Below are 1,660 nucleotides of genomic sequence, written 5' to 3' on the forward strand. Positions count from 1 at the left end.
TACGGTGCAGCCGCGACGGAGCGGGCGATGAAAGTGCAGGAAGTGATTTTGCGAGCGATGGCCAGGAAGATCACCTGGTGGCAAGCGGCCGAGATTCTCGGGATCAGTGACCGGCAGATGCGACGGTGGAAGAAGCGGTACGAGATCTACGGCTACGACGGGCTGTACGACCGGCGGCGAGGCAAGCCGAGTCCTCGGCGCGTGCCGGTGGAAACGGTGGAGAAACTCATGGAGTTGTATCGGGAGACGTATTTCGATCTCAATGTGCGACACTTTCGCGAGAAGCTGGTCGAGGAGCACCAGATCGGGCTGAGCTATACGTGGGTGAAGCTGGCGCTGCAAGGAGCCGGGCTGGTGGCGAAGGGGCGGAAGCGCGGCGTACACCGGAAGCGCCGAGCGCGGCGGCCGCTGCCGGGGATGCTGCTGCATCTGGATGCAAGCGAGCACCGATGGTTCCAGGACGACCGCTGGTATGACCTGATAGCGGTGATGGACGATGCCACCAACGAGGTCTACTACGCCCAGTTGGTGGAGGAGGAATCGACGCGGACGGTGATGGCGGCGTTGCGCCAGGTCGTGGAAGAGCGAGGCGTGTTCTGCGCGCTCTACAGCGACCGGGCCAGTCATTTCTTCGTGACGCCGAAGGCGGGCGAGGCGGTGGACCGGAACCGGCTGACGCAGGTGGGGCGGGCGATGAAGGAGTTGGGGATCGAGATGATTCCGGCCTACTCGCCGCAAGCGCGGGGGCGGAGCGAGCGGGCGTTTCAGACCTGGCAAGGGCGTCTGCCGCAGGAGCTGCGGCTGGCCGCGATCAAGAGCGTGGAGGAGGCGAATCGTTTCCTGCGCGAGCGTTACGTGGCGGAGTTCAACCGGCGGTTCACGGTGGCGGCGGTCGAGTCCGGGCACGCGTTCGTGAAGGCGAAGGGCCGGGACCTGGACCGCGTTTTTTCGATCCAGCACGAACGGACCGTGAATCGGGACAACACGGTCCGCCTGGACCACCGTGTTCTGCAGATCGAGAAGAGCCGCTGGCGTGGGACCTTGGCGGGTTGCCGGGTAACGGTCTGCGAGCATCTGGACAACCGGTGGAGCGTGCTCTACGGCCCTCACGTCCTGGGCCGGTATAGCGCCGCAGGCGAATTCATGCAGCCGGAAGTGAGGAAGCCCGGCCGCAAGGGGAAGGCGGCCTGAATGAGGGCGCGGGGGCGCTGTTCGGCGCTAACCTCAGTCGCCCTACGGGCTCCTTCGGGTAGCGCCGAAGGAAAGGCGAAACCGGACATTTCACTTGCTATAAAAAGCGGACATTTTAACTTGCTAAGAACATCCGAGGGGGCAGCCGCCTTGACCACCCTGGCGAAGGGAACTAGAATCGGATGTTCAAGTCCGAAAGCCGTCTTCAGCAAGGTAACATTATGATCGATGGCAACATCTCCGAGGCGCTAACGTTTGATGATGTGCTTTTGCGCCCCGGCAAGTCCGAAGTATTACCTGCCCAGGTTGAAACCCGAACGCTCTTGACCCGCCATGTTCCGTTGAACATTCCCATCGTAAGCTCGGCAATGGACACTGTGACCGAATCGCGCCTCGCGATCGCCCTTGCGCAACAGGGTGGCATCGGCTTCATTCATCGCATGATGTCCATTGTGCGCCAGGCGTCTGA

At 62.5% G+C, this 1,660-nt stretch carries 2 protein-coding genes; both read left to right on the forward strand.

What is annotated here, in order from left to right; translation table 11 throughout:
* Positions 1-1,191 (forward strand): ISNCY family transposase (locus VJR90_09130; GenBank protein HKV97637.1); only part of this gene is annotated, 1,191 nt, incomplete at its 5' end.
* A gap of 221 nt (positions 1,192-1,412) precedes the next feature.
* On the forward strand, positions 1,413-1,660 hold a 248-nt coding region (locus tag VJR90_09135), incomplete at its 3' end, for an IMP dehydrogenase (GenBank protein HKV97638.1).

The organism is Gammaproteobacteria bacterium, from assembly GCA_035279405.1.
In the GTDB taxonomy this organism is placed as follows: Bacteria; Pseudomonadota; Gammaproteobacteria; order Natronospirales; family REEB76; genus REEB76.